We start from the raw sequence: 23,557 nt of genomic DNA on the forward strand, positions 1-23,557 counted from the left end.
TTATGTTTGCGCACGTTCGTCCCGCCCTGGCCATGATGCTGGTCCTGAGCCTGATCACTGGAGTGGCCTACCCGCTGGTGGTCGCTGGTGTCGGGCAGGCCGCCTTTGCCAGCCAGGCCAATGGAAGTCTGATTCGCAACCCGGCAGGTCAGGTCATCGGCTCGGCATTGATCGCACAGCCCTTTACCGGAAACCAATGGTTCCACCCGCGTCCCTCGGCGGGTGATTTTGCCACGGTGTCCAGCAGTGCGAGCAATCTCGCGGCGTCCAACCCGGCACTGGTACAGCGAATCGCCGAGTCGCTGGGGAATGAGCAGGGCAGTGGGCCGACGCCGCTGGCGTTGGTCATGACGTCGGGCAGCGGGCTTGACCCGGATTTGCCACCGGCTGCCGCCCGTTATCAGATCGCCCGGATAGCCCAGGCGCGCGGCATACCGGCCGATGAGCTGGAAAAACTGGTCGTCGAGCATACGGAACGCTCGCTGATCGGGCCGCCAGTGGTTAATGTGCTGCAACTTAATCTGGCCCTAGATGAGCGTACGCGATGACCGATGCCGCCGAGCGCGCCGATGCACTGCTTGCCGACCACGCCGAAGGACGTGGTCGGCTAAAGGTATTCCTGGGCGCGGCGCCCGGTGTCGGCAAGACCTACGCTATGCTCCAGGCTGCCCAGGCTTTGCAGCGACAGGGTGTGGACGTGCGGATCGGCGTCGTAGAGACCCACCGACGCGCGGAGACCGAAGCTCTGGTCGCTGGTCTTGCGCAACAACCGCTACGGCGATACGACTACCGGGGTATGCACCTGGCGGAGCTGGATCTGGACGGTGTACTCGCCAATCCACCCCGGCTCGTGCTGGTCGATGAGCTGGCGCATACCAATGCGCCGGGGAGCCGCCACGCCAAGCGCTGGCAGGACATCGAAGAGCTCCTGGCCGCCGGGATCGATGTCTACACCACCGTCAACGTCCAGCATTTGGAAAGCCTGAACGATCAGGTTCGTGATGTGACCGGCGTACAGGTACGTGAAACCGTACCGGACCGTCTGTTACAGGATGCCTATGAGATCGTTCTGATCGATTTACCGCCTCGCGAGTTATTGGAGCGTCTGCGAGAGGGCAAGGTTTACGTGCCCGAACAGGCACGGGCCGCTATCGATGCCTTTTTCAGCCAGACCAACCTTACTGCCCTGCGCGAGATGGCCATGCAGACAGCAGCGGCGCGGGTCGACTCGGATCTGGCCCGGCGTTATCGCGCCCAGGGGGAGGATGCTCCGGCGCTCCTGGGGCGTCTGCTGGTAGCGGTCAACGGTGACGGCCAGGCGGAGCGGCTGGTGCGCCATGCGAGTCGAGTGGCGGAGCGCCGGCACCTGCCGTGGAGCCTGGTACATGTCGAGACCGGGCGGACACAGGACGAGGCCGAGCGCGCCCGCCTGCAAGCCGCCCAGCGTCTGGCCGAGCGGCTCGGGGGTGAAGTGGTCATTCTGCGGGCCGGGGAGGTGGCGAAATCCCTGGTGAATTACGCCGTGGAGACACGGGCCAGCCTGTTGCTGGTCGGGCGCAGCCGGCCCACCTGGGTTCGCCGTCTGTTTGGTACGGGGCTGGCCTCGCGCTTGCTACAGTTCGAGGCGGGGCTTGAGATCAGTGTGCTGGACGCCCGCGAGGAAGTAGGCACCTCCCTGCCAAAGGTGTCCCAACGCAATGGCCGGGATTACCTGCTGGCGATCGGCGCTACCGTGGGCGCTGCCCTTCTGGCCAAGGCCGCCTCCAGCCTGCTGGAGCTTCCCAATATTTCGCTGGTGTTCCTGACCGCCGTTTTGCTGGTCGCCATTCGTAGTAGCCGTGGTCCGGCCATCCTGTGCGCGGTCCTGAGTTTTCTGACCTATAACTTTCTGTTCATCCCACCGTTGTTCTCGTTTACCATTCAACGTGAACAGGATGTGCTGACACTCATGTTCTTTCTGTTCATGGCAACGCTTACCGGCAATCTGGCGGCCCGCCAGCGAGGGCAGCTGAACAGCCTCAGACAGGCCCAGACCGAAACCGGCGCCCTGCTGGAGCTCTCCCGCAAGCTGACGGCCGCCACTGACCGGCAGGCAGTACTGAAGGCTGCGGCGCAGCAGCTGAGTTCCATCGACATTGAGGTCTGCCTGATGAGCCGGGATAGCCATGAGCAGTGGCATGTCGAGGCTGGGACCGCCAGCGTCCTGAATGAAAGTGAACGTGCCGCGGCTGACTGGGCGTGGAAGCACGAGCAGCCAGCGGGCCATGGAACGGATACCTTGCCCCATGGGCGCTGGTGGTGGTGGCCCCTAGCGTCCGAAGAAGACCCTCTGGCGCTGCTGGGGATTGCCTTGAAAGACGGCAGGAGCCTGAGCGCCGAGCAGCGTCGGCTGTTTGCTGCGCTGGGTCAGCCGCTGGCCCAGGCGCTGGCGCGGGCGCGTCTGGCCGAAGACCTGGAGGCTGCACGCCTGCATGGGGAAACCGAGCAGCTACGCAGCGCCTTGCTGGCCTCCGTATCGCATGACCTGCGCACCCCGCTTACCGCCATGCGCGGCTCTATCGACACATTGGCCACGCTGGGCGACAGCATCAGCGCCGAGGATCGCCAATCCCTTCTGGATACGACACGCCTCGAAGCCGAACGTCTGGATCGGTATATCCAGAACCTGCTCGACATGACCCGGTTGGGTCATGGCGGGCTGCAGCTGGCCCGCGACTGGGTCTCCCCAGGCGACGTCGTGGCCAGCGCCCTGAGCCGACTGAAGCCTGTACTGGCACCGCTGCATGTCGAAACGTCGGTTCCCCCCGATATGCCGCTGCTCTATGTGCATCCTGCCCTGATCGAACAGGCCCTGATTAACGTATTGGAAAACGCGGCGCGGTTTTCCCCGGAGCACGGGCGCCTGCGCGTTGCGGTCGAGCATGACGATAAAGAGATCCGCTTGGCTGTGAGCGACCAGGGCCCCGGTATTCCAGAGGCGGAACGTGCCCGGATTTTCGATATGTTCTACACCGCCGCACGGGGTGATAGAGGCGGACAGGGTACAGGGCTGGGATTGGCAATCTGCCAAGGCATGGTGGGCGCGCACGGCGGTCGCGTGACTGTTGATACCGGCCTGGACGGAAAGGGGGCGACCTTGACCCTGCATCTGCCGCTGCATCCACAACCGCTCGGTGACAACGAGGGCTGAGGCGTTTCGCCTTTCAATAACGTAGCATGCGGAAAGTGTTCGCTTTTTCTGAAGGCTTCCATGACCACAAATGCACCCTTGATCCTGATCGTCGATGACGAGCCGCAGATTCGTAAATTCCTGCGCATCAGCCTGACGGCCCAAACCTATCGGGTCATCGAGGCTGCCACCGGCGCAGAAGGGTTGGCCAAGACGGCACTGGAGCGGCCTGATCTGGTCGTGCTGGACCTGGGCCTGCCGGATGAAGATGGGCAGACCATCCTCAGGGAAATTCGTGAATGGTCGTCCGTACCGGTACTTATTCTGTCGGTCCGGGCGGATGAGCAGGAAAAGGTCCGTGCACTGGATGCAGGGGCGAATGACTACGTCACCAAGCCCTTCGGCATTCAGGAGTTTCTGGCCCGGGTACGGGTATTGTTAAGGCAGGGTGTAGCCCAGCCGCAGACGGAGTCAGCCCTGAGCCTGGGAGCGCTTAAGGTAGATTTTGCTTTCCGCCGCGTCACGGTGCAGGACAGTGACATCGCCCTGACGCGCAAGGAGTACGCAGTGCTTGAGCACCTTGCTCGACATCTGGGGCGCGTGGTGACCCAGCAACATCTGCTCAGGGAAATCTGGGGCCCGTCCCATGTCGAGGACACCCATTACCTACGTGTCGTGGTAGGGCATTTGCGGCAGAAACTGGGCGACGACCCTGCTGCTCCGCAGTACATCATCACCGAGCCTGGGGTGGGTTACCGGCTACGTGACAGGCACGATGCCTGAGCCCATCCCTGGGCGCTGGCGGATCACGCTTCGAGCATCTGCTCGCGACTGTACTGAAGTGCAGCCTGAGCGCGCTTGATCAGGTCCTCTTCTTCAGTCTGGGCCAAGACGGTATTGGCCAGCAGTTCGATGTTCTGCAGGTGAGTCATCTTTTCATCCCGACTTATATTGTCGAGCATGCCAAGTTCTTCGATCCGGTCTTCACACCGGGTGAGCAAGCGATTGTGAAAGTCGTACTGGGATTCGTAGTGCTTGGTACGACGGGCACGGCGAGGGGTACTGATTACCTGATCGGTACTGGGTGCTAGAGACATGATGTACTTCTCAATCATCAAATAAATCGTGGTATGGCAATATGCCATTTCCCGATCTGGTCGACCATACCCCGTACCGGTAATGGTTCATTTTGGAGATGAGCGGATACGTCTTGGGCACGTAAAGGCTCCCTTTCAATGAATGAAACGGCAGGGTAGCGATTTGAAATCATTCAATTGTCAAAAAAACGTGAAAGACTGACCGGTGGGGTTGACCTGTATCACGAAAGAGGCACTACCTGTATCCGGTTTCCCTCACTCTACTTCGAACCATCCAGGACGATCGACGGTCGACTTTCTTACACGGGCCCCGGTATTGGCGGGTCCGGAAATCGATGTGGAGGTAGAAAGATGGTTTCCAGAATAGGCATGGTCGGACTCACCCTATGTGCCGTGCTGCTCAGTGGCTGCTTTGGCAGCTCCGATGACAAATCCAGCGAATCCAGCTCCGAGAAGGCATCCATCCAGATGCACTCGCCCCAGGACGACGCCACCGGCCAGGACAACCAGGACGCCAACAGCGGCAAGTAAGGCAATAGGGCGCGATTGAAGATTGGCGGCCTGCCCGGCAGGTCGCCCGGAGCAGGTCGCCCGGAGCAGGAAGGTAAGGCATGGCGAACACCGAGGATCTGAAACTGCTGGAAGAGCTGCTTCTGGCCCGAGGCCCGGGCGGGCAGGAGGATGAAGTCAGGCGCATCTGCCTACGTGAGCTCAAGCGCAGCTGTGATGAGGTATGGGTCGACGCGGCCGATAACGTAATCGGGGTCGTGCGGGCCACCGAGGAGATTTCCCGGGAAGAGGCTGCACAGCGCAGCGTCGTGATCATGGCGCACCAGGATGAAATCGCCATGGTCGTCAAACGCGTCAACCCTGACGGTACGTTGAGCGTCGTCGCACTGGGTGGAGCCTTTCCGGTGAACTTTGGCATGTGCCCGGTGGATATCATGGGTGAGCACATCCTGCTGCCCGGTGTACTGTCATTCGGAACCATGCACGCCACGCCCGAATCGCCTCAAGGAGCCGATGTGCTCAGCGGCAATGTGCAGTGGAAGGATGTGCATGTGCTTACCCGGCGCTCGAAGGATGAACTGGGCGAAGCAGGCATACGGGCTGGTACACGAGTTGTGCTGAGTCAGCATTGGCGCCAGCCCTTCAATGTTAATGACGCTATCGCAGCCCATTTTCTGGATGACCGTGCGCCTATCGTGGCGACGCTCAAGGCCGCTGCGTTGACGGCTGCGCGCCGTTCCCTCCTCAAGCGCGATGCCGTGTTTGTCTTTACGACCAAGGAGGAGGAAACCAATGGCGGTGCCCAATATGCAGCCCGAACGCTACCCGGTGAAATTGTCATTGCCGTCGAGGTGGGGCCTATCGCCGAGGAATACGATACACAGCTTAGCGCCGACCCGATTGTGCTGACCGGTGATGAAAAAGGGTTTTACTCGAAATCCGTAACGGACAATCTATTGCAGGCTGCCGAGCGTTGCGGACTCAATTCGCAACCAGCGCTCATGCCGGATTTTGCTTCCGATGCCAGTGCCATACTCAGTTCCGGCTCGAAAGGTAAGGCAGGGTGTATCGCCATCCCAACTGAAAATACCCATGGCTATGAGGTGGTCCTGCATGACGGCATGGATGCTTGCGCCCGAACGCTGACGGAATACCTGATTGGCAAGCCTGTGAACGGATAGTGATCCCGTAGAGAAAGGCCATTCGAAGAATGGCCTCGTGTCCACTCAGACCGATACGCTGATCCGGGACGCCTTGGACGCATCCAATGAATAGTTGCTAACGCTCTGGTACTTGCGGATCACCGCTTGCGCCAGCAGGTTAACGGCATCATTGGCGGCTGTTGATGAGGTGCTGGCTGCACTGACCGTAACAGACGTGCTGCTATCGTCATTGTCCGTCTGCGCCATCATCGAGGCCTGTAATGCACGGCTCAATTCATCCTGACTGACTTCTCCGTTCTCGTCTTCGTCCAGTGCGGACATCAGCGACGTGCTGTTAGTGTCGTCCAGGGCGGCCAGTTCGAGGGGTACTGAGTGTACCGCTGGCATCAGCATCCAGGCTGACGATCAGCTCGTCGGCCAGATCGTCGCTGTCTGCATCAGCTACCGGCAGGGGAGGCGGTGGTGGTGCGAATGCACTGGCAAATTCACGTTGGCTGATGCTATCGCTGCTGTCCTGATCCATCAGGCTGAGCAGCTGGTCGACATCAATTGCCGTGCTGTCGTCACTCTCTCCGCTGCTGGAGGCGGCTGCGGTCAGCTCGCTCTGGCTGATCGAACCATCACCGTCGGCATCCAGGGCCTTGAACAGATTCTTGAGTGGGTTTTCATCATCACTCGTGGTGCTGGCGGGTACGGTGGTGCTGTTCTTGTTAGCAGTGTAACTGCTGAAATAGCTGGAATGACTGCTACCTATTCCACTGATCATGACGGGCTACCTGGCTGAGAAAGGGCTAAGGGGAGTTCTCAGGTTCAAGCTTCGCGCATGAGTATGTCGTGGGTATCGTGACTTTGTATCTGGCGAGATACACAGCGGTTGAAGGCATCATGCTGAGCGTATCGGCAGCATGATAAGGGCGGTCAGTCCACCGCCTGGGGTTTCTTCCAGGCGCAACGTGCCGCCTTGGTTTTGAATGGACTCCCGCGCAATGGCAAGGCCCAGCCCCACGCCGCCGGAGTTACGGTTACGGGAGCCCTCCAGGCGGAAAAACGGCTCGAATACTGCCTCGCGGTATTGGGCAGAAATGCCGGGACCGTGATCGCGCACCTGTATTTCTATGGAGTCAGGATGTTCCTTCAATACGATTTCGGCGCTACCTCCGTAGCGCAGTGCATTATCGAGCAGGTTGGTCAGGCATGAGCGCAGGGCCATGGCCTGGGCCCGAACAGGCTTGCACTGGCCACTCAGCGATACATCGGCTCCGTCATCCAGAGCGTTTTCCGCCAGTGATTCAGCCAAGGCCTGAATATCGAACAGCACCCAGGGCTCTTCACTGCGTTGCTCGCGCAGGTACTCCAGTGTTGCGTTGAGCAGGTTAATCATGTCGTCCACATCCTGCGTTACACGGCTGCGCAGTTGAGGATCGTCGATGTCTTCCAGCCTAAGCTTCACGCGGGCCATTGGTGTACGCAGATCATGGGAAACCGCCGCCAGCATCCGTCCGCGTTGTTGGATCTGCGCCACGATGCGCTCGTGCATCTGGTTCATCACCCGTGCCGCTTCACGGGTTTCGCGAGGGCCCGTTTCCGGTATGGGAGGGCTGTCCAGGTTATCGCTCAGGTCCTGCGCTGCCGCGGTGAGACGGCTGATAGGGCGGGTCAGCAGACGGGCGCTGATCCAGGCAGCAACCAGCAGAGTGCCTAACTGGAAGGGGAACGGTCCGCCCAACATCCAGCCAAGCTGACCCAATGCCGAACCCGGCGGTCCGGCAGGAGGCGGGAACGATGGCTTGGCGGCGAAGGGCGGCTGTGGGTGAGGACCACTGAATGCTGTGATCGCGGGTGGTGGTAGACGAGACTCAGCGCCTGGCAGCAGCAGGGGTGGGCCGGGCTGCCTTCCCATATAATGGAACCAGGCGAAGGCCAGCAGGTGGCCCAGTACGATGGCAATGACCAGTACGCCGAACAGACGCGCAAATAAGGTGTCTAGACGGCGCACGGGTCAGTTTCCAATTTTCTGGGCGTCGAACAGGTAGCCTTCGCCGCGCACCGTCTTGATAAGCGTTGGTGAGCGGGGGTCGTCTCCTAGCTTTTGCCTTAACCGTGAGACTTGCAGGTCGATACTCCGGTCGAACGCCTCGATGGCGCGTCCACGGGTGGCATCCAGTAGCTTGTCGCGGCTGAGCACCTGACGCGGGTGATCGATAAACACCCAGAGCATTCGCACCTCGGCGTTGGATAACGGAACGACCATGCCGTCCGGTGAGTGCAGCTGGTGCCGCACCCCATCGAGCTTCCAACCATCGAAGCGGATATGCGTGCGTGCAACATTCCGGCGTACGCCTCGCGTATCCTGAGTTCTACGCAGTACGGATTGAAGACGGGCGACCAGCTCCCGTGGTTCGAAGGGTTTGGCCATGTAGTCATCGGCACCCAGCTCAAGGCCGATGATCCGGTCCATGGGCTCCGACTGGGCCGTCAGCATCAGGATGGGAATACTGCTGTCCTGACGCAGCCACCGGCACAAAGACAATCCATCTTCACCAGGCAACATCAGATCCAGAATGATGATGTCGTAGCTGTTACCGCCCAGTTTCTGCCGCATCTCGGCGCCACTGGCCACGCCGTCGACATACAGATTGAAGCGCGCCAGATAATCACCGATCAGCTCGCGCATGGGGGCGTCGTCATCGATCAGTAAGACCCTGGCCGTCCAGCGGCTGGGCTCATCGGCAACGGGCGATGCAGGAAAAGGCTGGCGGTCCATAGATACCTGGCGAAAACAAAAAGGCAGGGCCGGAATGCTAGCGAGTCGCCCTACCGGCATCTATAGGTAGCGGCTGACCTTACCTCTTCTTTACAAACCGATACATTTGACCGATAAGAAGAACTAATGGATGGGTTTAACGTTATCAATGAGGTCGCTTGAATAAAGGCGAAAGCCAACTTCGAATAACCCCTGTTTCCAAGTACTCAAACCATGCCCGAAGGCAGGCTGGGCAAGGGCTCCAGCTATTCATGCGCTTTTGGCGGGGCGGTTTGCCAGACCGTTCTCATCGGCACTTTGCCATGCTGCCTGACACCTGATTGTCATGCTATGTCCGCCTAATGGCGCTTCGCTTGGCCGAACTCCCCGTAGCTTTCCAGACCTAAATAACTCCAACAACCGTGAATTTAGGCTTGGAAATCGCTATGGCTGACGAACAGAAAACACTCACAACCCGTCAGGGGCATCCTGTCAGTAATAACCAGAGCCTGCGCAGCGTAGGCGAGCGCGGCCCGGCTACGCTGGAAAACTATCAGTTCATCGAAAAGATTACCCATTTCGACCGCGAGCGCATCCCGGAGCGCGTCGTGCATGCCCGTGGTACGGCGGCGCATGGTTATTTCGAACCCTATGGCAAGATCGGCGACGAGCCTGCCAGCAAATACACCCGAGCCAAGGTACTTACCAAGACCGGCGTTCAAACGCCTATCTTCCTGCGCTTCTCCACTGTGATCGGTGGCAAGGAGTCACCGGAAACAGCCCAGGACCCCCGTGGGTTCGCCATCAAGTTCTATACCGAAGACGGTAACTGGGACCTGGTCGGTAACAACCTCAAGGTCTTCTTTATCCGTGATGCGATCAAGTTTCCGGACATGATCCACGCGTTCAAGCCGGACCCTGTCAGCAATCGTCAGGAGCCCTGGCGCTTCTATGATTTTGTGCAGCATCATCCTGAAGCGCTACACATGGTGACCTGGGTCAAGAGCCCCTGGGGCCGTCCGGCTACCTACCGCAACATGCAGGGTTCCAGCGTAAACACCTACAAGCTGGTGAATGACAAGGGTGAAGCGGTACTGTGCAAGTTCTCCTTCGAACCCAAGCAGGGTGTGAAGAACCTGACCAGCGAGCAGGCTGCTGAAATCCAGAAAAATGACGTGGGGCATGCCACCCGCGACCTGTACGACGCCATTGAGCGCGGTGAATTCCCTGAGTGGGAAATGTGCGTCCAGATCATGTCCGAGGATGAGCACCTGAACCTGGATTTCGACCCACTGGACGACACCAAGCGCTGGCCGGAAGACAAGTTTCCGCTGCTGCCGGTAGGCCGAATCGTCCTGAATCGCAATCCGTCCAATGTCTTTGCCGAGACCGAGCAGTCTGCCTTTGGTACTGGCGTGCTGGTAGACGGTATCGATTTCTCCGACGACAAGATGCTGCAGGGTCGGACGCTGTCGTATTCAGATACCCAGCGTTATCGCGTAGGCGCCAACTACCTGCAACTCCCGATCAATGCGGCGAAAACAACGGTAGCCACTAACCAGCGCGACGGCTTCATGGCCTACAACGTGGATAATGGTGGAGAAAACCCTCATGTGAACTACGAGCCCAGCACCCAGGGCGGTCTGCGTGAAGCACCCAAGCCCAAGAAGGACTACCACCAGTGGGTCGAAGGGCATCTGGGACGTTATCAGACCACCAAGACCGCGGCGGATTACAAGCAGGCCGGTGACCGCTATCGCACCTTCGAGGACTGGGAGCGTGAGGACCTGATCAACAACATCACAGGCGATCTGAAGCAGTGCCCGGAAAACATCCAGCTGCGGATGATCTGGCATTTCTGGCATTGCGATCCGGATTACGGTCAGCGTCTGGCCGACGGTGTGGGTGTTGATATCGAAAAGGCCAAGGCACTGCCTCCGTTGGAAGGCCGTCCGGCACCGGGCCAGGATCTGGACGTGACCCTCTATGACACCGGCGAGCCGGAAGGGGATAGCAAAAGCAATCCCACGCAGGCCAGCGTCATGACTGACAGCGTCAAGTAATTTCCCCAAAAGGCCGTTGAGGCCTGGTTTGGCGGCTACGTCGACTCATGAGCGACGTAGCCGCTTTTTTATTCAAGCGGCAGTCCCAGCTCCTTTTCGATTTCCACCTTTGAGATGCCAAAGTGGGTCATCAGAAAAATGATCTGGCTTTCCAGCCCATGTGGCGCATCTTCGGCCTCTAACGTATCCAGCGATTCCATCTCACCTTCCTCATCCTCCGGCGCCTCGTCCGTACGAATGCTGATGACATCGGGCTGGTTGGCCCCTGACGCATCGCGAACCAGTTCATCCAGAGCCGACTCCCGAATACCAGCCTGACGGGCACGTTCCGCCAGCTCAGCCGCAACGTGCTCGATATGGGTACGTTCCGACAGCCATTGCCGAAAGCTGACGCAGGCCAGCATGGCCTCGGTGCGTTCATCGCAATAAGCCACATAGGCTTCGAAAAGCGGATGTTCGCGGTCTCCGTCCAGAACGGCTCCCAGGACATGCTCTTCACTGTTCAATGACTCGATGCTCATGCAGACCTCATCTTCGATTTGAATATGTACCTGTAAACAAGGAGGCTTGAAACAACGCGCAAGTTCAAAGCCTGTATGCAAAGTACGCAGCATAAGACGGCGAGGATTTCATTCGTCACCGCAAGGTCGGAAAATGGTAATGACTCTTACTTGCTACGGTGAAGAGTTTTGATCCCGCGGAGCCAATGTGGAATAGTGCCCGCTTTTTTCGCCTTACCGTTAATGGCCCCGTGGGCTATCAGGTCACTCATGTTCAAGCGCTTATTTCTGTCTCTCTGTCTGTTTTCCCTGGCGGTTGTTTTCGCCCAGGCGGCCCAAGCCAATCCGATCACGCTCAATGATGGCGAGCACACCCTTACCTTGCCAGAAGCACCCAAGCGTGTCGTAGCGCTGGAGTTTTCCTTTGTCGATGCGCTGGCTTCGATTCATGTCTCGCCGGTGGGTGTTGCCGATGACGGTGATGCCAGCCGCGTCCTGCCTCGCGCTCGGGAAGCCATTGGTGAGTGGACGTCTGTCGGTTTGCGCTCGCAACCCAATATCGAGGTCATTGCCCGGCTGAAGCCGGACCTCATCATTGCAGACGAGAGCCGTCATGCCGGTCTCTATGACGAACTCTCCAGCATTGCCCCTACGCTGCTGCTGCCGTCTCGCGGAGAGAATTACGAAAGCAGCCTTACCTCAGCCGAATTGATCGGCAAGGCGCTGGACCGTTCCGTGGACATGCAGGATCGTATCTCGGCCAATCGCCAGCACCTCAAGGACATTGCGGCGAATATTCCTGCCAACACCCAGGTTCTGTTTGGTGTGGCCCGGGAAGACAGCTTTTCCGTACACGGTCCTGACTCATATGCTGGCAGCGTGCTTAAGACCATTGGCCTGACGGTACCAAGCGTGCGTGCTGGCGCAGCACCGACCGAGTTCGTGAGCCTCGAACAGCTCCTGGCGCTAAACCCCGGCTGGCTGCTGGTCGGGCATTATCGCCACCCGAGTCTGGTGGATGCCTGGAGCAAACAGCCGCTGTGGCAGGCCCTCGGTGCGGTACAGGCCGGGCATGTGGCCGATGTGGACGGTAACGTCTGGGCACGCAACCGCGGCATCATGGCGTCCGAGCAGATTGCCGAGGATGCGCTGAAGATCCTGACCGGCAAGGACCAGGAGTGAGCCGTACCCTGGCGCTGTGCTTTGCTTTCGGGGCGATGAGTGCGGTAGGCCTTGGGCTGTTCTGGTTGTCGTTATCGGTCTACTCGCCCTTCGTCATTACCCGGCAGGATGCCTTCCACGGGCTGTTTTCCGGCGGCCAGGGCGGTACGCAGATTGCCTTTGTTGTTGCGCAGCTGCGTGTGCCCCGAGCAATGGCGGCTGCCCTGGTAGGGGCTGCATTGGCCATGGCGGGCGCACTCATGCAGGGTATTACCCGCAATGAGCTGGCATCGCCTTCTCTGTTTGGTGTCACGGCGGGAGCGGCGCTGGGGCTGGCGCTCTTTTCAACCGGATTGGTGGCGCTGCCATTGCCGGGCGGTGCCATGATCATGACCCTGCTAGGCGGTGCGTTTGCCTGGGGGATCGTGTTCAGCCTGGGCAAGGCGTGGTCGGTGGGGGATACCCAGGGCCGTCTGGTACTGGCCGGTGTGATTGTCGCGGCGCTGTGTGCGGCATTGACACGGCTGACCATCATTCTGGTCGAAGATCAGGCGCAGAATGTCCTGAACTGGCTGGCAGGCTCCTTTGCCAACGTCACTTACAGCCAGGTTGGACTGCTGTGGCCTGCCGTGCTGGTCGGCAGCGTCCTGGCGCTGGCCTGCGCGCCCCGGCTCAATCTCATCAACCTGGGTGATGACGCGGCCCGCTCGCTGGGTGTTCGGCTTGCCGGGCTGCGGCTGCTGGTCTTTGCGGTCAGCCTGTTGCTGGTAGGCGCGAGCGTCTGTGCTATCGGGCCGATCGGCTTTGTCGGTCTGGTCGCGCCCAACATGGCCCGCTACTGGCTGGGGCACGATTACCGTGTGTTGGTGCCCGCCAGTGCCGCTCTTGGCGCGGTCATCGTTCTGGCCTCCGATATCCTGGCTCGCGCAGTGGCGTTTCCGGCTGAAACGCCGGCTGGTGTAGTGACGGCTCTGGTGGGGGCGCCGTTTTTCCTATGGCTGGCGAGGCGCTCCCGATGAGCCGTCCTGCCGCTAGCCTGATCGCGCTTATTGCCGTATTGCTCGTCGTCTGCCTGGCGAGTCTATGCATCGGCACGCAATGGTTGAGCCCTGTCGAGGCGATCCAGCACGTTATCGCGCATGACGCGCAGGACTTTCTTGTCTGGCGGCATCGTCTGCCGCGAACATTGATCGCTGTGCTGGCCGGAGGAAGCTTTGCCCTGGCAGGCGCGTTGGTGCAGGGCGTGATCCGCAACCCGCTCGCTTCACCCGAGATTCTGGGGGTAACCCAGGGTGCGGGGCTGGCATTAACCATCGCGCTGATCTATTTGCCTGCGCTTTCGCTTGTCTGGCTACCCGGGGTAGCCTGCCTGGGGGGTGCGTTTGGCGCAGGTGCTCTGGCACTCTACAGTGCCGGGCGATCCTTTTCCGGGGTGCGTTTTGCGTTATCGGGTGTGGCGATTTCACTCACCCTTGGCAGCGTAATCGAGTTTCTAATCCTGTCTCACCCTCTTAACATCAATACCGCCCTGCTGGCCCTGACCGGTAGCCTGTGGAGCCGCACCTGGCACCATGTTGGACTGGCCGTACCGCTGCTGGCAGGGCTGCCCTTGGCGCTTATGCTGGCTAAGCCTCTCAATCTGATTGGGTTGGGCGATGAAGCCGCTTCGGGGCTGGGGGTTCGCCTGGGCCCAGCACGACTCGCCGTGCTGGTACTGGCCGTGATCCTGACGAGTCTGGGCGTGGCGATCATCGGGCCGGTCAGCTTTATCGGTCTGGTCGCACCGCATCTTGCGCGCCGCCTGATCGGTGGCCGTCATCAGTGGCTACTGCCAGCAAGCGCCATTGTAGGCGCCATTCTGCTGGTACTGGCCGATACCTTGGGGCGAGGACTGATCCCACCGGTTGAGATTCCAGCCGGTATTCTCACGGCCATCATTGGCGCGCCGTATTTTCTATGGCTGCTCACGCGGCTCAAGGGGTGACTCCATGCTCGAAGCAGTCGCATTGACACTGGGATATGGCAGCAAGGCCATTGTCGACACGCTTCATTTCAAGGCACCTGCCGGCCAGGTGACAGCCTTGATCGGCCCCAACGGCTGCGGCAAGTCGACCTTGCTCAAGGCCTTTGCCCGAGTGCTGACACCCACGCAGGGCGAAATAAGGTTGGGCGGTAGGGCATATGCCTCTCTGTCTGCGAAGGAGATCGCTCGGCAGGTTGCCTTTCTGCCGCAAGTGTTGCCTGTGCCGGAGGGGGTGACGGTCGAACAGCTGGTGGGCTACGGGCGTAGCCCGCATAACGGCCTTTGGGGACGTCTGCGCCAGATGGACAAACCCCATGTGGAAGCAGCGCTTGAACGCATGGGGCTTGGCGAGCTGCGTGGTCGGCCGCTGGCGGACCTTTCCGGTGGCCAACGTCAGCGCGCCTGGCTGGCCATGGTACTGGCGCAGGATGCATCCGTGGTTCTGCTGGACGAACCCACAACCTATCTGGATATCTGCCATCAGGTCGAGCTGCTCGAATTGATGCAGTCGCTTGCAGAAGAGGGCAAGACCGTAATTACCGTACTGCACGACCTGAATCAGGCCTGTCGCTATGCTGATCACTTGGCTGTGATGAAACAGGGTGCCCTGCAAGCGCTCGGCTCACCTCACGAGGTTATCAACCCTGCTTTGGTGAAAGAGGTGTTTGGCGTCCGGGTACAGGTCATGAAAGAGCCCTGCGCCGGCACCCCGATGTGCGTCATCGAAGGTGTAGCCTAAACAGGGTATCGGCAGATGGGGTCGCCTAGATGGGGTCGCCTAGACGGGGTCGCCTAGACGAGATCGTCTGGACAGCGCCCATCAGGTGGTGATTCCGGTCTGTACTCTAAGCGGTCAGGTTATGAGCCGTCTGCGCATCGGCCAGAATATCCCTGAGCCGTTCGGCAAGCTGCATCAGCCTGACCGGCTTCATAAGTACTACGATCCGGTTGGCCCTATCCAGATCATTGTTGCAGGGATAGCCTGACACGATCATAGCGGGCAGGTGTGGCCGCCGCGCCCGCAACTGATCGATCAGCTCCCGACCATTCATGCCGGGCATGGACAGGTCTGTGACCACCGCATCAGCGGCGTCTCGGGCATCGGCTTCAAGCGCTGCCAGGGCATTGTTCGCGACGGTTACGCGATAACCGCTGGCCTCCAGAAATCCTTCAAACAACATGGCGATTTGCGTGTCGTCATCTACTACCAGAATGTGTTGCATGTATTCCTCAGACTGAACACAAGGCATCAAGGCGTGGAAGAAGGCTTGTCACGCTTGAACACCGCATGGATATGGTCCACCAGCTCGTTACGGCGATAGGGTTTACTCAGAACGTTCATCGAAGCGTCTCTAACGTTCTGGTTGGCCAGCTCATCCATGTATCCCGTGGCAAGCAGGACAGGGAGGTTAGGCAGCCGCTGCCTGACACGTTCTACAAGTACCAGGCCATTCATGCCTCCCGGCATGATCACATCCGTAAATAATAGATCGACCTTTCCATGGCGGTCGAGCAGCTGAAGTGCTTCCTCGCCGCTCTGGGCCGAGAGCACCGTATAACCCAGCGAACTCAAGTAATCCTCAGTTACCCGACGTACATCTTCACTGTCCTCTACAAGCAGAATGGTGCCCGACTCTGAAGGCTGTGTTGAGGCGCGAAACGGCTGCTGGTGCGAAGAAAAAGCCTGCTCCTGCGTAATCGGGAAAATCATGCGTACGGCCGTCCCCTTGCCCTGTTCGCTTTCGATTTCCAGGCGTCCATTGGATTGCTGAACGAAACCGTGAACCATGGCCAGCCCCAATCCGGTGCCTGGCGCCTTGGTCGTAAAGAAAGGCTCTGTGGCACGGCGAATCACTTCGGGGGACATGCCTTCGCCTTCATCGATGACACAAATCACCACATACCCACCCGGAGGCAGGTGGTGCACATCAATGCGCTCACGGTTGGTTATCGTGGCTGTTCCAATCGTCACCTTGCCGCCCTTGGGCATGGCGTCGCGTGCGTTGATGAGCACATTGAGTAGGGCCATCTCCATATGCGTTGGGTCGATCGTGCAATAAGGCAGGCCTGGTTTGAGGTCCAGGCGCAGATCGATTCGCTCGCCCAACGCCCGCACCAGCATTTCGCTGAAGTCGACGATCAGGGCGTTCAGGTTAAGGCGTTTGGGTTCGAGCCGTTGTTTGCGAGCAAAGGCCAGCAGCTGTTGCGTCAGCTTGCCGCCCCGTTCGGCCGCTTGTTGTGCGTTCTCAATGGCCTGAGAGAGGATCGGATGAGTATGTGCGTACTGACCCGCCAGTTCGAGGTTGCCCGTAATGACTTGTAGAAGATTATTGAAGTCATGGGCCAGCCCCGCGGTGAGTTGCCCGATAGCCTCCATCTTCTGTGCCTGCCGAAACGAGTTTTCGGTGAGCCGCCGCTGGGTGATATCCATCTGCGAGGCAAACCAGTAGAGCAACTTGCCGTTCTGATCCGACACCGGCCCCATGAACAGCGCATTCCAGAAAGGCGTTCCGTCAGCTTTGTAGTTGAGAATGTCTACAGCCACTGCGCGATGTTCACTCAAGGCAGTGCGGATTTCGGCAACCGTAGTCTGGTCGGTCTGCTCGCCTTGAAGGAGGCGACAATTGCGACCCAGGATGTCTTTTTCAGTATATTGCGTCAGGTCCATAAACGCCTTGTTGGCGAATACGATGGGCGTATCAGGCTGATTGGGATCGCAGACGACCATCGGCATGCGGGTCATCTGCACCGCGGCAAAAAAGATATTGTTACGTTCATCAAGGCCTGTGTGAGTAACGTAACCTGCCTGCCAATGGTTTTCGCCGGAATTGCCCAAGGGGTTATAGGCATTGCCTTCCAGTTCGCCGGACGCCGGTACGCCTGCGCTTTGGCCGTCGCCTTCAACCTTAATCGCCTGTTCACGTTCGAAATCGCTTTTGCCCAGGACCATGCTCGCTTCCCATATGAAATACAAACCCGTCGGAGAAAGGCAGAACGGCATTCCTGGCTATTGTCATGATAGGGTCTGTCGCTGTCCTGACGTCGATGCCTTAGCTACTCTTAAATGGACTTTAAGCGGCTCGATTGGGTTTCATGCCTTACCCTTCCGTTGATCACATCAGGGCTTCTGGAATCATGCCGTATTTATCGCTGTGCTTTTGGACGCGCCGGGCTTCAGCGCTGCGGCGGCGAGACCTGTCGGTTATTCTGGGAGTCCTCATCGCCTCGGTTGAATATGCTCAGGCGTTCGAGCGTAAATCGGTGCAGGTGGGCATTCATACGGTCACGGTCGAGGTTGCCGATACCGCTAGTAAGCGTGAGCAGGGGCTCATGCATCGGCATCAGTTGCCAGAAATGCATGGCATGCTGTTTGTGTTCGATGAACCCAAGAAAGTGTGCTTCTGGATGCACGATACGATACTGCCGCTCTCGATTGCCTTTCTCGATGCGCGAGGCCGTATCGTCGATATTCAGGATATGGAGCCGTTAAGCGAGGACTTGCACTGTGCGCCGTCCGAGGTCACGCAGGCGCTGGAAATGAACAAGGGGTGGTTCAGGCGACAGGGCGTCAAGACAGGTGATCAGGTACAGGGTTTATAGCGTCTGGCTAGCGTCAGACGCCTAAAGGTTCCTGCAACGCGTTGGCGGTCCCTCATGCTGGGCGTGGAGCACGCCGCTCCGACCGCAGGAGCGGCGTCACTGTATCAGCCGAACTGTAGGCCGTAACCCCAAAGCAATACGGTCATCGCCATCAGCAGTTCAAGCACGAGCACGCCAATGGCCAGTGTCGAGCCTGACATGATGAAGCCTTCACGGCGATCGATATTCAGAAAGTTCGGGATACCTACATAGAGCAGGTAGGCGGTGTAGCAGAGCCCGACAATCCCGGCCAACGCACACAGCCAGACCAGCGGGTAAAGCGCAACAAGGCCGCTTAAAAACATAGGTGTGGCGATGTAACCTGCAAAGACTACGCAGCGTTCCTTGCTGGGCCGGTCAGGATAGCGCCGTGCCAGCCAGTGAATCACACTGCCCATCACGTAAACGGCACCCAGCATCAAGGCATAGGACATTACCCCTATCGTGAAGGCTGTCCAGGGTGACAGGCGAAGAAGATGATTACCGCCAAAGCTCCAACCCAGTTGGGTCGTGCCAATAAAGGCGCAGACTGCTGGAATCGCAGCCAACCAGAGGATGTGATGCGCATACGCATGGGAAACCGACTCCCTCTCGTTATCGATCTGCTTCCATTCACGATCAGGATGGGCCAGAAGGCCCCAAACGTGATTGATCATGACACACCTCACTTTCGCCGAAGGACGCAATCGGCGAAACGTTGTAGGTCCTCCGCAGCAGGCCGCTGCAAGAGGTGCGGCCTGTATTCAGTATAGAAAGTCAAAATGCTTGGTCAGGTCATTGCTATGAGCATTTGGTCATAAGTAACAAACCCTAAAGATCAATCCGAAATGAAGAGATCGGCTACCTGCTTACTGACCGATGAATGGTCTACCTGAGCTGGGCTGGGCACCATAGAGCCGATAGATGGTAAGGCCTGATGTCAGGTCGCTATCAGGAAGTTTGATTTGCCTCTCACTTTGAAAGTGTGCGCTGGAACTCAACCTCCTCGCTCTGGATCATAGGCCGATCCCGCCATGCAATCGGCGACCCTTCGCCCGCCCAATCAAGCGTGGGCACAGACCTTACCGAGTGACGGATCACAGCATGCGCTATTTGTGTTCAGCTTTATTGACTTCATGGCTGCTGGCCTCGCCCACGTGGGCCATGGCAGAGCAAAGCAAGGAAACCTCCCTGATCAGCAAGGCTGATCAAACGAGCCTCACGGAAAAGCCACGTGCCAAGCGTAAGGGCGGTGTTCGTCTCCTGACATTGAACACCAAAGCAGGCAAAGCGCTGGAAGTCCGCAATGATATGGACGTACCCGTAACGGTGACGGTGCGCTTGAGCCGTACTGTCAATGTAGGCGGGGTTGGTAATGGCGTGATTCGCCAGACGGTCCCAGCCAATAGTCAGCTTCGTGTGGCCACGCTACAGAAACGTCAGCAGGGCTTCCCGATGCACTATGACCAGGCGTTCAGCTTTTCTCCTCATTTCGCACCAGGCAGTGGCGGCGGGCTGGGCAACCCTAACAGTTTGGCCAGTATTACGGCTGGCTACGCCTATTCCTTGCCCTGGCAGGGCGGTCCGTTCTTCATCAGCCAGGGCGCGAACGGTGACTTCAGCCACCATACGCCCAAAGGCCGTTATGCCGTAGATGTCGCCATGCCTGAAGGCACGCCCGTCGTAGCGGCGCGTAGCGGTACTGTCATCGAGATCCAGAATCGCCAGTTCGGGCATGGACCGAGTCCGTCAGGCAACTTTGTTCGTATCCAGCATGATGATGGTACGCAGAGTGCCTATCTGCATCTCAAGCGTGGCTCGGTTGTCGTAAGGGAAGGGCAGAAGGTTACGACAGGCACACCCCTGGCGCAGTCGGGCAATACCGGACGCAGTACCGGGCCGCACCTGCATTTCGTGGTTCAGCAGGGCGAGGGGGATGCGCTGGTGTCCATTCCTTTCCGCTTCGCCAGACCTGTAGGCGAGTTGCCCAACTTCGCGCTGGGCGGGCAGTAAACATCGCATGGCGGGGCCCGCTTGCCCCGCCTGCCTATCAGCGTGAAACGATCAGACGCACGCCCAGCGCGACGAAAATGCCGCCTGCGACTCGATCGAGCCATAGCCCAATACGGGGCTTTCGCTGCAGCCATTGCCCGGCTGCGCCCGAGAAGTACCCCAACAGACCAAACAGCACCGCCGCCTGAAGTGTGAACAGTACGCCCAACTGCAGGATTTGCAGACTGGCATGACCCTGTTCGGCAATCACGAACTGCGGCAAAAAGGACAGGAAGAACAGCACGACTTTTGGATTGATCGCATTGGCGAACAGACCTTTGAAGAACAGCTTGCTCAGCGACTCATCAATCTGAACATCATTATTGATACGCGTCTGCCCGGTACTACGCAGCGCCTGGATACCAAGCCATATCAGGTAGAGCCCGCCGGCAATCTTGAGGGCAGTGAAGGCCGTGGCCGAGGCGGCAATCAGTGCACTGACGCCTAGAGCGGCCAAGGCGGTGTGCGCCAGACAGCCGAGTGCGCAGCCAAAGCCAAATACCATGCCGCGCAGGCGCCCTTTGGAGACGCCAATACCTAGAACCATCAAATTGTCTGGACCGGGCGAGGCGGTGATCAGAAGGGCTAAGGCCAGAAAGCTTAAGAATTGCTCAGGTGAGAGCATGTGAACCATCTCTTCTCGTAATGGGGAGCAAGAGATAGTGCAGGGAGGGCGGTACAACGTAAAGGGGGTAGAAGTACCACGCCTCGCTCAAGGTCCTTGAGAGACACCCATAAGCGAGGCGTGGCGTGCTGTTGCGCTACATCAACCGAACCGTCCGGTGATGTAGTCTTCGGTCTGCTTTTGCTTAGGCTTGGTAAAGATCAGGTCTGTCGACCCCACTTCGATCAATTCACCCAGGTACATGAACGCAGTGATATCCGAGCAGCGGGCGGCCTGTTGCATGTTGTGGGTCACGATCACAACAGTGAATTGCTCTTTCAGGTCCGTGATCAGCTGTTCAATCTTCATGGTGGAGATCGGGTCGAGCGCTGACGTGGGTTCGTCCAGTAGCAGTACGCGGGGACGCAGGGCAATGGTCCGGGCGATACACAGGCGCTGCTGCTGACCACCGGAAAGACCCAAGGCGCTCTGCTGGAGCTTGTCCTTCACCTCATCCCACAATGCCGCGCCGCGAAGGGCCTGTTCCACGCGATCGTTCATTTCGACGCGGGACAGTTTCTCGTGATGGCGAATGCCATAGGCCACGTTGTCGAAGATCGACATCGGGAAGGGCACCGGCTTTTGGAATACCATGCCCACGGTGCTGCGCAGGCGGCTCAGCGAATACTTGGGATCGAGGATGTTCTCGCCATCAAGCAAGATCTCGCCGGTAGCCTTCTGATTGGGGTATTCGGCATAGATGCGGTTGAAGATACGCAGAAGCGTGGACTTGCCGCAGCCGGATGGGCCAATGATCGCGGTGATCTTGTTGGCCGGGATATCCAGGTTAATGGATTTCAGCGCGATATGGTTCTTGTACTGGAACCCAACGTTGCGCGCGCAGATTTCTGGCATATGCGTCTGAAGATTGCTCATTGGGCACCTTTATTACGGGAGAAAACGAAACGGGATAGAAGGCTCAGGACCAGGACAAAGATAGTCAGCAACAGCGCACCTGCCCATGCCAGGGCCTGCCAGCTTTCGAACGGGCTCATGGCGAACTGGAAGATGGTGACCGGCACACTGGCCATCGGCTTGAGCAGGTCGGAGTTCCAGAACTGGTTGCCAAAGGCGGTAAACAACAGCGGCGCTGTTTCACCGGTGATACGCGCCATGGATAGTAGAACGCCTGTTACCACACCAGCTTTGGCTGCGCGTAGCAGGATTTCAATGGTGACTTTCCACTGCGGGATACCCAACGCCAGGGCCGCCTCACGCAGGGACGCAGGCTGCAGCTGAAGCATTTCGTCCGTGGTCCGGGTCACCACTGGAATCACCAGCATGGCAAGCGCAAGCCCACCGGCAAAGCCCGAAAAGCTGATCGAGCCGTTGGTGAACTGGTTCATCGGGATCACGACGGCGGTGTAGACGAACAGACCGATCACGATGGACGGGGCGGACAACAGGATATCGTTCACGAAACGAATCACCGTGCCCAGCCTGGAGGTACGAGCGAACTCGGCCAGCCATAGGCCGGCCAGAATGCCGATAGGCGCACCGATTGCCAAGGCAAGCAGGCTGATCAGCACGCTGCCATACAAGGCGTTGGCCAAGCCCCCTTCGGCGCCGGGCGGCGGCGTCATCTCGGTAAAGAGCGTCAGGCTCAGCGCACTACCACCCTTGATCAGGGTAGTGGCCAGAATCCAGACCAGCCAGCCAAGGCCGATGATCGCCGCCGCGCTGCTGAGCGTCATGGCGATGGCGTTCTTGATCTTGCGGGCGCGATAGAGGTTTTCGTTGACGGCCATCAATTACCTGCCCGACGCGACATACGCGCCAACATGAGACGGGCCAGCATAAGCACGATAAACGTGACGACGAATAGCAAGAAGCCCAGGGCGATCAGCGAGGAGCGATGCAAATCAGTATAGGCCTCGTTGAACTCGTTAGCGATGACCGAAGCAATGGAGCTGCTGGGCATCATCAGCGACAGGGAAAGCTGGTGGGCGTTACCCAATACAAAGGTCACGGCCATGGTTTCTCCAAGCGCCCGTCCCAGGCCCAGGAAGATACCGCCGACGACTGCTGAGCGAGTGTAGGGGAGAACGATATCCCAGCAGACTTCCCATGTCGTCGAGCCCAATGCATAGGCTGATTCTTTCAGCTGTTGTGGAACGGTTCGGAAGACCTCGTACATCACCGATGTGATGAAGGGCAGAATCATGATCGCCAGAATAATGCCGGCGCTCAGCATACCGATACCCAGCGCCGGACCCTGGAAAAGACCGCCGATAACCGGGATAGCGCCTAGATAGTCATTGATCCAGGGCGCCAGATACTCCGCCATGAACGGGCCGAATACGAACAGGCCCCACATCCCGTAGATGATCGAGGGGATGCCAGCAAGCAGTTCGACTGCGGACGCAACCGGCGTACGCAGCCACGGTGGTGCGATCTCGCTCAGAAACAGCGCGATACCAAAACTGACCGGTACGGCCAGAATCAGCGCAATCAGAGAGGTAACCAGTGTGCCGTAGATAGGCACTAGGGCGCCGAAGCGTCCGTTGACCACGTCCCACTCGCTGCTGGTCAAGAAGGACCAGCCAAAGGTGGTAAAGGCCAGGCGACCACCCCAGAGTGTGGATACCGCTGCGCCAAGCATGACGAACAGGACAAGCAGTGCAGCGGTCAGCAGGGTAATACGGAACCAGCGGTCATGGCGCGTATCGCGTCTGGCACGCTGCTCTCGTTGTTCCCGGGTGGCGGTCGTATAGGGTATAGCGGGCATTTTTCAGGATCCTTCAGCAGTGCACCCCGCCTCGACGATCGAGGCAGGGTGCACGGGGAGGGGCAG

25 protein-coding genes are annotated in these 23,557 nt (G+C 58.8%); 12 read left to right on the forward strand and 13 right to left on the reverse strand.

The annotated features are described in order from the left end of the window. The first annotated feature begins 2 nt into the window (after window positions 1-2). The 3 genes from kdpC to B3729_RS10075 are packed head-to-tail and all read left to right on the forward strand — an operon-like array spanning window position 3 to window position 3,952. On the forward strand, window positions 3-548 hold the full coding sequence (gene kdpC, locus B3729_RS10065) for a potassium-transporting ATPase subunit KdpC (protein ID WP_286787786.1): 546 nt from the start codon (window positions 3-5) through the stop codon (window positions 546-548). Beyond that, window positions 545-3,190 (forward strand): sensor histidine kinase, encoded by a 2,646-nt coding sequence (locus B3729_RS10070; protein ID WP_286787787.1) that lies wholly within the window; start codon window positions 545-547, stop codon window positions 3,188-3,190. Before kdpC ends, B3729_RS10070 begins: the two co-directional genes overlap by 4 nt. Before the next feature lie 60 nt (window positions 3,191-3,250). Beyond that, entirely contained in the window at window positions 3,251-3,952 is a 702-nt protein-coding gene (locus B3729_RS10075) for a response regulator (protein ID WP_010795807.1), read from the forward strand. Between the two features lie 23 nt (window positions 3,953-3,975). Here B3729_RS10075 and B3729_RS10080 read toward each other — a convergent pair whose 3' ends face one another. Beyond that, a complete protein-coding gene (locus B3729_RS10080) occupies window positions 3,976-4,266 on the reverse strand; it encodes a hypothetical protein (RefSeq protein WP_010795806.1) in 291 nt (96 codons plus the stop codon). A gap of 351 nt (window positions 4,267-4,617) precedes the next feature. Between B3729_RS10080 and B3729_RS10085 the strand changes: the two genes are divergently transcribed. Together B3729_RS10085 and B3729_RS10090 are read left to right on the forward strand one after the other, a co-directional pair. Further along, on the forward strand, window positions 4,618-4,797 hold the full coding sequence (locus B3729_RS10085; protein ID WP_074822038.1) for a hypothetical protein: 180 nt from the start codon (window positions 4,618-4,620) through the stop codon (window positions 4,795-4,797). An 80-nt stretch (window positions 4,798-4,877) separates the two neighbouring features. After that, on the forward strand, window positions 4,878-5,957 hold the full coding sequence (locus B3729_RS10090) for a M42 family peptidase (RefSeq protein ID WP_286787788.1): 1,080 nt from the start codon (window positions 4,878-4,880) through the stop codon (window positions 5,955-5,957). Between the two features lie 45 nt (window positions 5,958-6,002). On the opposite strand, the gene B3729_RS10095 is transcribed toward B3729_RS10090, so the two are convergent. The 4 genes from B3729_RS10095 to B3729_RS10110 form a co-directional block, all read right to left on the reverse strand. Continuing rightward, window positions 6,003-6,326, reverse strand: coding sequence for a hypothetical protein (locus B3729_RS10095; protein WP_286787917.1), 324 nt, complete (start codon window positions 6,324-6,326; stop codon window positions 6,003-6,005). Then, window positions 6,274-6,705 (reverse strand): EF-hand domain-containing protein, encoded by a 432-nt coding sequence (xopAW, locus tag B3729_RS10100; protein ID WP_286787789.1) that lies wholly within the window; start codon window positions 6,703-6,705, stop codon window positions 6,274-6,276. The genes B3729_RS10095 and xopAW overlap by 53 nt, the downstream gene beginning before the upstream one ends. Before the next feature lie 117 nt (window positions 6,706-6,822). After that, complete coding sequence (locus tag B3729_RS10105) at window positions 6,823-7,935, reverse strand: sensor histidine kinase (protein ID WP_286787790.1); 1,113 nt, start codon at window positions 7,933-7,935, stop codon at window positions 6,823-6,825. Between the two features lie 3 nt (window positions 7,936-7,938). After that, window positions 7,939-8,703, reverse strand: a complete 765-nt coding sequence (locus B3729_RS10110; protein ID WP_150346597.1) for a response regulator — start codon at window positions 8,701-8,703, stop codon at window positions 7,939-7,941. 425 nt (window positions 8,704-9,128) lie between these two features. Between B3729_RS10110 and B3729_RS10115 the strand changes: the two genes are divergently transcribed. Beyond that, on the forward strand, window positions 9,129-10,745 hold the full coding sequence (locus B3729_RS10115; RefSeq protein WP_197872587.1) for a catalase: 1,617 nt from the start codon (window positions 9,129-9,131) through the stop codon (window positions 10,743-10,745). 68 nt (window positions 10,746-10,813) lie between these two features. Here the strand turns inward: B3729_RS10115 and B3729_RS10120 are convergent, their stop codons facing one another. Continuing rightward, window positions 10,814-11,266, reverse strand: coding sequence for a hypothetical protein (locus B3729_RS10120; RefSeq protein WP_010795799.1), 453 nt, complete (start codon window positions 11,264-11,266; stop codon window positions 10,814-10,816). Window positions 11,267-11,515: 249 nt separating this feature from the next. Here B3729_RS10120 and B3729_RS10125 point away from each other — a divergent pair, with 249 nt between their 5' ends. Genes B3729_RS10125 through fecE form a run of 4 tightly spaced genes read left to right on the forward strand, consistent with a single transcriptional unit; the run spans window position 11,516 to window position 15,168 of the window. After that, entirely contained in the window at window positions 11,516-12,427 is a 912-nt protein-coding gene (locus tag B3729_RS10125; protein ID WP_286787791.1) for a Fe(3+) dicitrate ABC transporter substrate-binding protein, read from the forward strand. A gap of 35 nt (window positions 12,428-12,462) precedes the next feature. Beyond that, window positions 12,463-13,425 (forward strand): iron-dicitrate ABC transporter permease FecC, encoded by a 963-nt coding sequence (gene fecC, locus B3729_RS10130; RefSeq protein ID WP_286787910.1) that lies wholly within the window; start codon window positions 12,463-12,465, stop codon window positions 13,423-13,425. Next, window positions 13,422-14,390 carry an iron chelate uptake ABC transporter family permease subunit gene (locus B3729_RS10135; protein WP_286787792.1) on the forward strand — a complete coding sequence of 323 codons (969 nt, stop codon included), beginning with the start codon at window positions 13,422-13,424 and terminating at the stop codon, window positions 14,388-14,390. Before fecC ends, B3729_RS10135 begins: the two co-directional genes overlap by 4 nt. Before the next feature lie 4 nt (window positions 14,391-14,394). Then, window positions 14,395-15,168: a Fe(3+) dicitrate ABC transporter ATP-binding protein FecE gene (gene fecE / locus B3729_RS10140; protein ID WP_286787793.1), complete on the forward strand. Its 774-nt coding sequence runs from the start codon at window positions 14,395-14,397 to the stop codon at window positions 15,166-15,168. Window positions 15,169-15,274: 106 nt separating this feature from the next. Here the strand turns inward: fecE and B3729_RS10145 are convergent, their stop codons facing one another. Further along, window positions 15,275-15,652 carry a response regulator gene (locus tag B3729_RS10145; protein ID WP_074822056.1) on the reverse strand — a complete coding sequence of 126 codons (378 nt, stop codon included), beginning with the start codon at window positions 15,650-15,652 and terminating at the stop codon, window positions 15,275-15,277. Between the two features lie 26 nt (window positions 15,653-15,678). Further along, on the reverse strand, window positions 15,679-17,379 hold the full coding sequence (locus B3729_RS10150; protein WP_286787794.1) for a histidine kinase famiy protein: 1,701 nt from the start codon (window positions 17,377-17,379) through the stop codon (window positions 15,679-15,681). A gap of 143 nt (window positions 17,380-17,522) precedes the next feature. Between B3729_RS10150 and B3729_RS10155 the strand changes: the two genes are divergently transcribed. Further along, window positions 17,523-18,029, forward strand: a complete 507-nt coding sequence (locus B3729_RS10155; protein WP_286787795.1) for a DUF192 domain-containing protein — start codon at window positions 17,523-17,525, stop codon at window positions 18,027-18,029. A 104-nt stretch (window positions 18,030-18,133) separates the two neighbouring features. Here B3729_RS10155 and B3729_RS10160 read toward each other — a convergent pair whose 3' ends face one another. Beyond that, the gene (locus tag B3729_RS10160; RefSeq protein WP_074822062.1) at window positions 18,134-18,724 is read right to left on the reverse strand and encodes a Yip1 family protein; all 591 of its coding nucleotides are present in this window, start codon (window positions 18,722-18,724) and stop codon (window positions 18,134-18,136) included. A 427-nt stretch (window positions 18,725-19,151) separates the two neighbouring features. Here B3729_RS10160 and B3729_RS10165 point away from each other — a divergent pair, with 427 nt between their 5' ends. Further along, on the forward strand, window positions 19,152-20,060 hold the full coding sequence (locus B3729_RS10165; RefSeq protein ID WP_010795790.1) for a M23 family metallopeptidase: 909 nt from the start codon (window positions 19,152-19,154) through the stop codon (window positions 20,058-20,060). A 37-nt stretch (window positions 20,061-20,097) separates the two neighbouring features. Here B3729_RS10165 and B3729_RS10170 read toward each other — a convergent pair whose 3' ends face one another. The 4 genes from B3729_RS10170 to pstC form a co-directional block, all read right to left on the reverse strand. After that, window positions 20,098-20,724, reverse strand: coding sequence for a LysE family translocator (locus B3729_RS10170; protein ID WP_037030507.1), 627 nt, complete (start codon window positions 20,722-20,724; stop codon window positions 20,098-20,100). Window positions 20,725-20,865: 141 nt separating this feature from the next. Further along, window positions 20,866-21,639, reverse strand: coding sequence for a phosphate ABC transporter ATP-binding protein PstB (pstB, locus tag B3729_RS10175; protein ID WP_010795788.1), 774 nt, complete (start codon window positions 21,637-21,639; stop codon window positions 20,866-20,868). Then, window positions 21,636-22,511, reverse strand: a complete 876-nt coding sequence (gene pstA, locus B3729_RS10180; protein ID WP_010795787.1) for a phosphate ABC transporter permease PstA — start codon at window positions 22,509-22,511, stop codon at window positions 21,636-21,638. The genes pstB and pstA overlap by 4 nt, the downstream gene beginning before the upstream one ends. Beyond that, the gene (gene pstC / locus B3729_RS10185) at window positions 22,511-23,491 is read right to left on the reverse strand and encodes a phosphate ABC transporter permease subunit PstC (RefSeq protein WP_074822064.1); all 981 of its coding nucleotides are present in this window, start codon (window positions 23,489-23,491) and stop codon (window positions 22,511-22,513) included. Before pstC ends, pstA begins: the two co-directional genes overlap by 1 nt. Window positions 23,492-23,557: the final 66 nt, after the last annotated feature.

This window comes from Pseudomonas sp. UBA3149 (genome assembly GCF_002364655.1).
GTDB classification, from domain to species: Bacteria; Pseudomonadota; Gammaproteobacteria; order Pseudomonadales; family Pseudomonadaceae; genus Chryseomonas; species Chryseomonas luteola.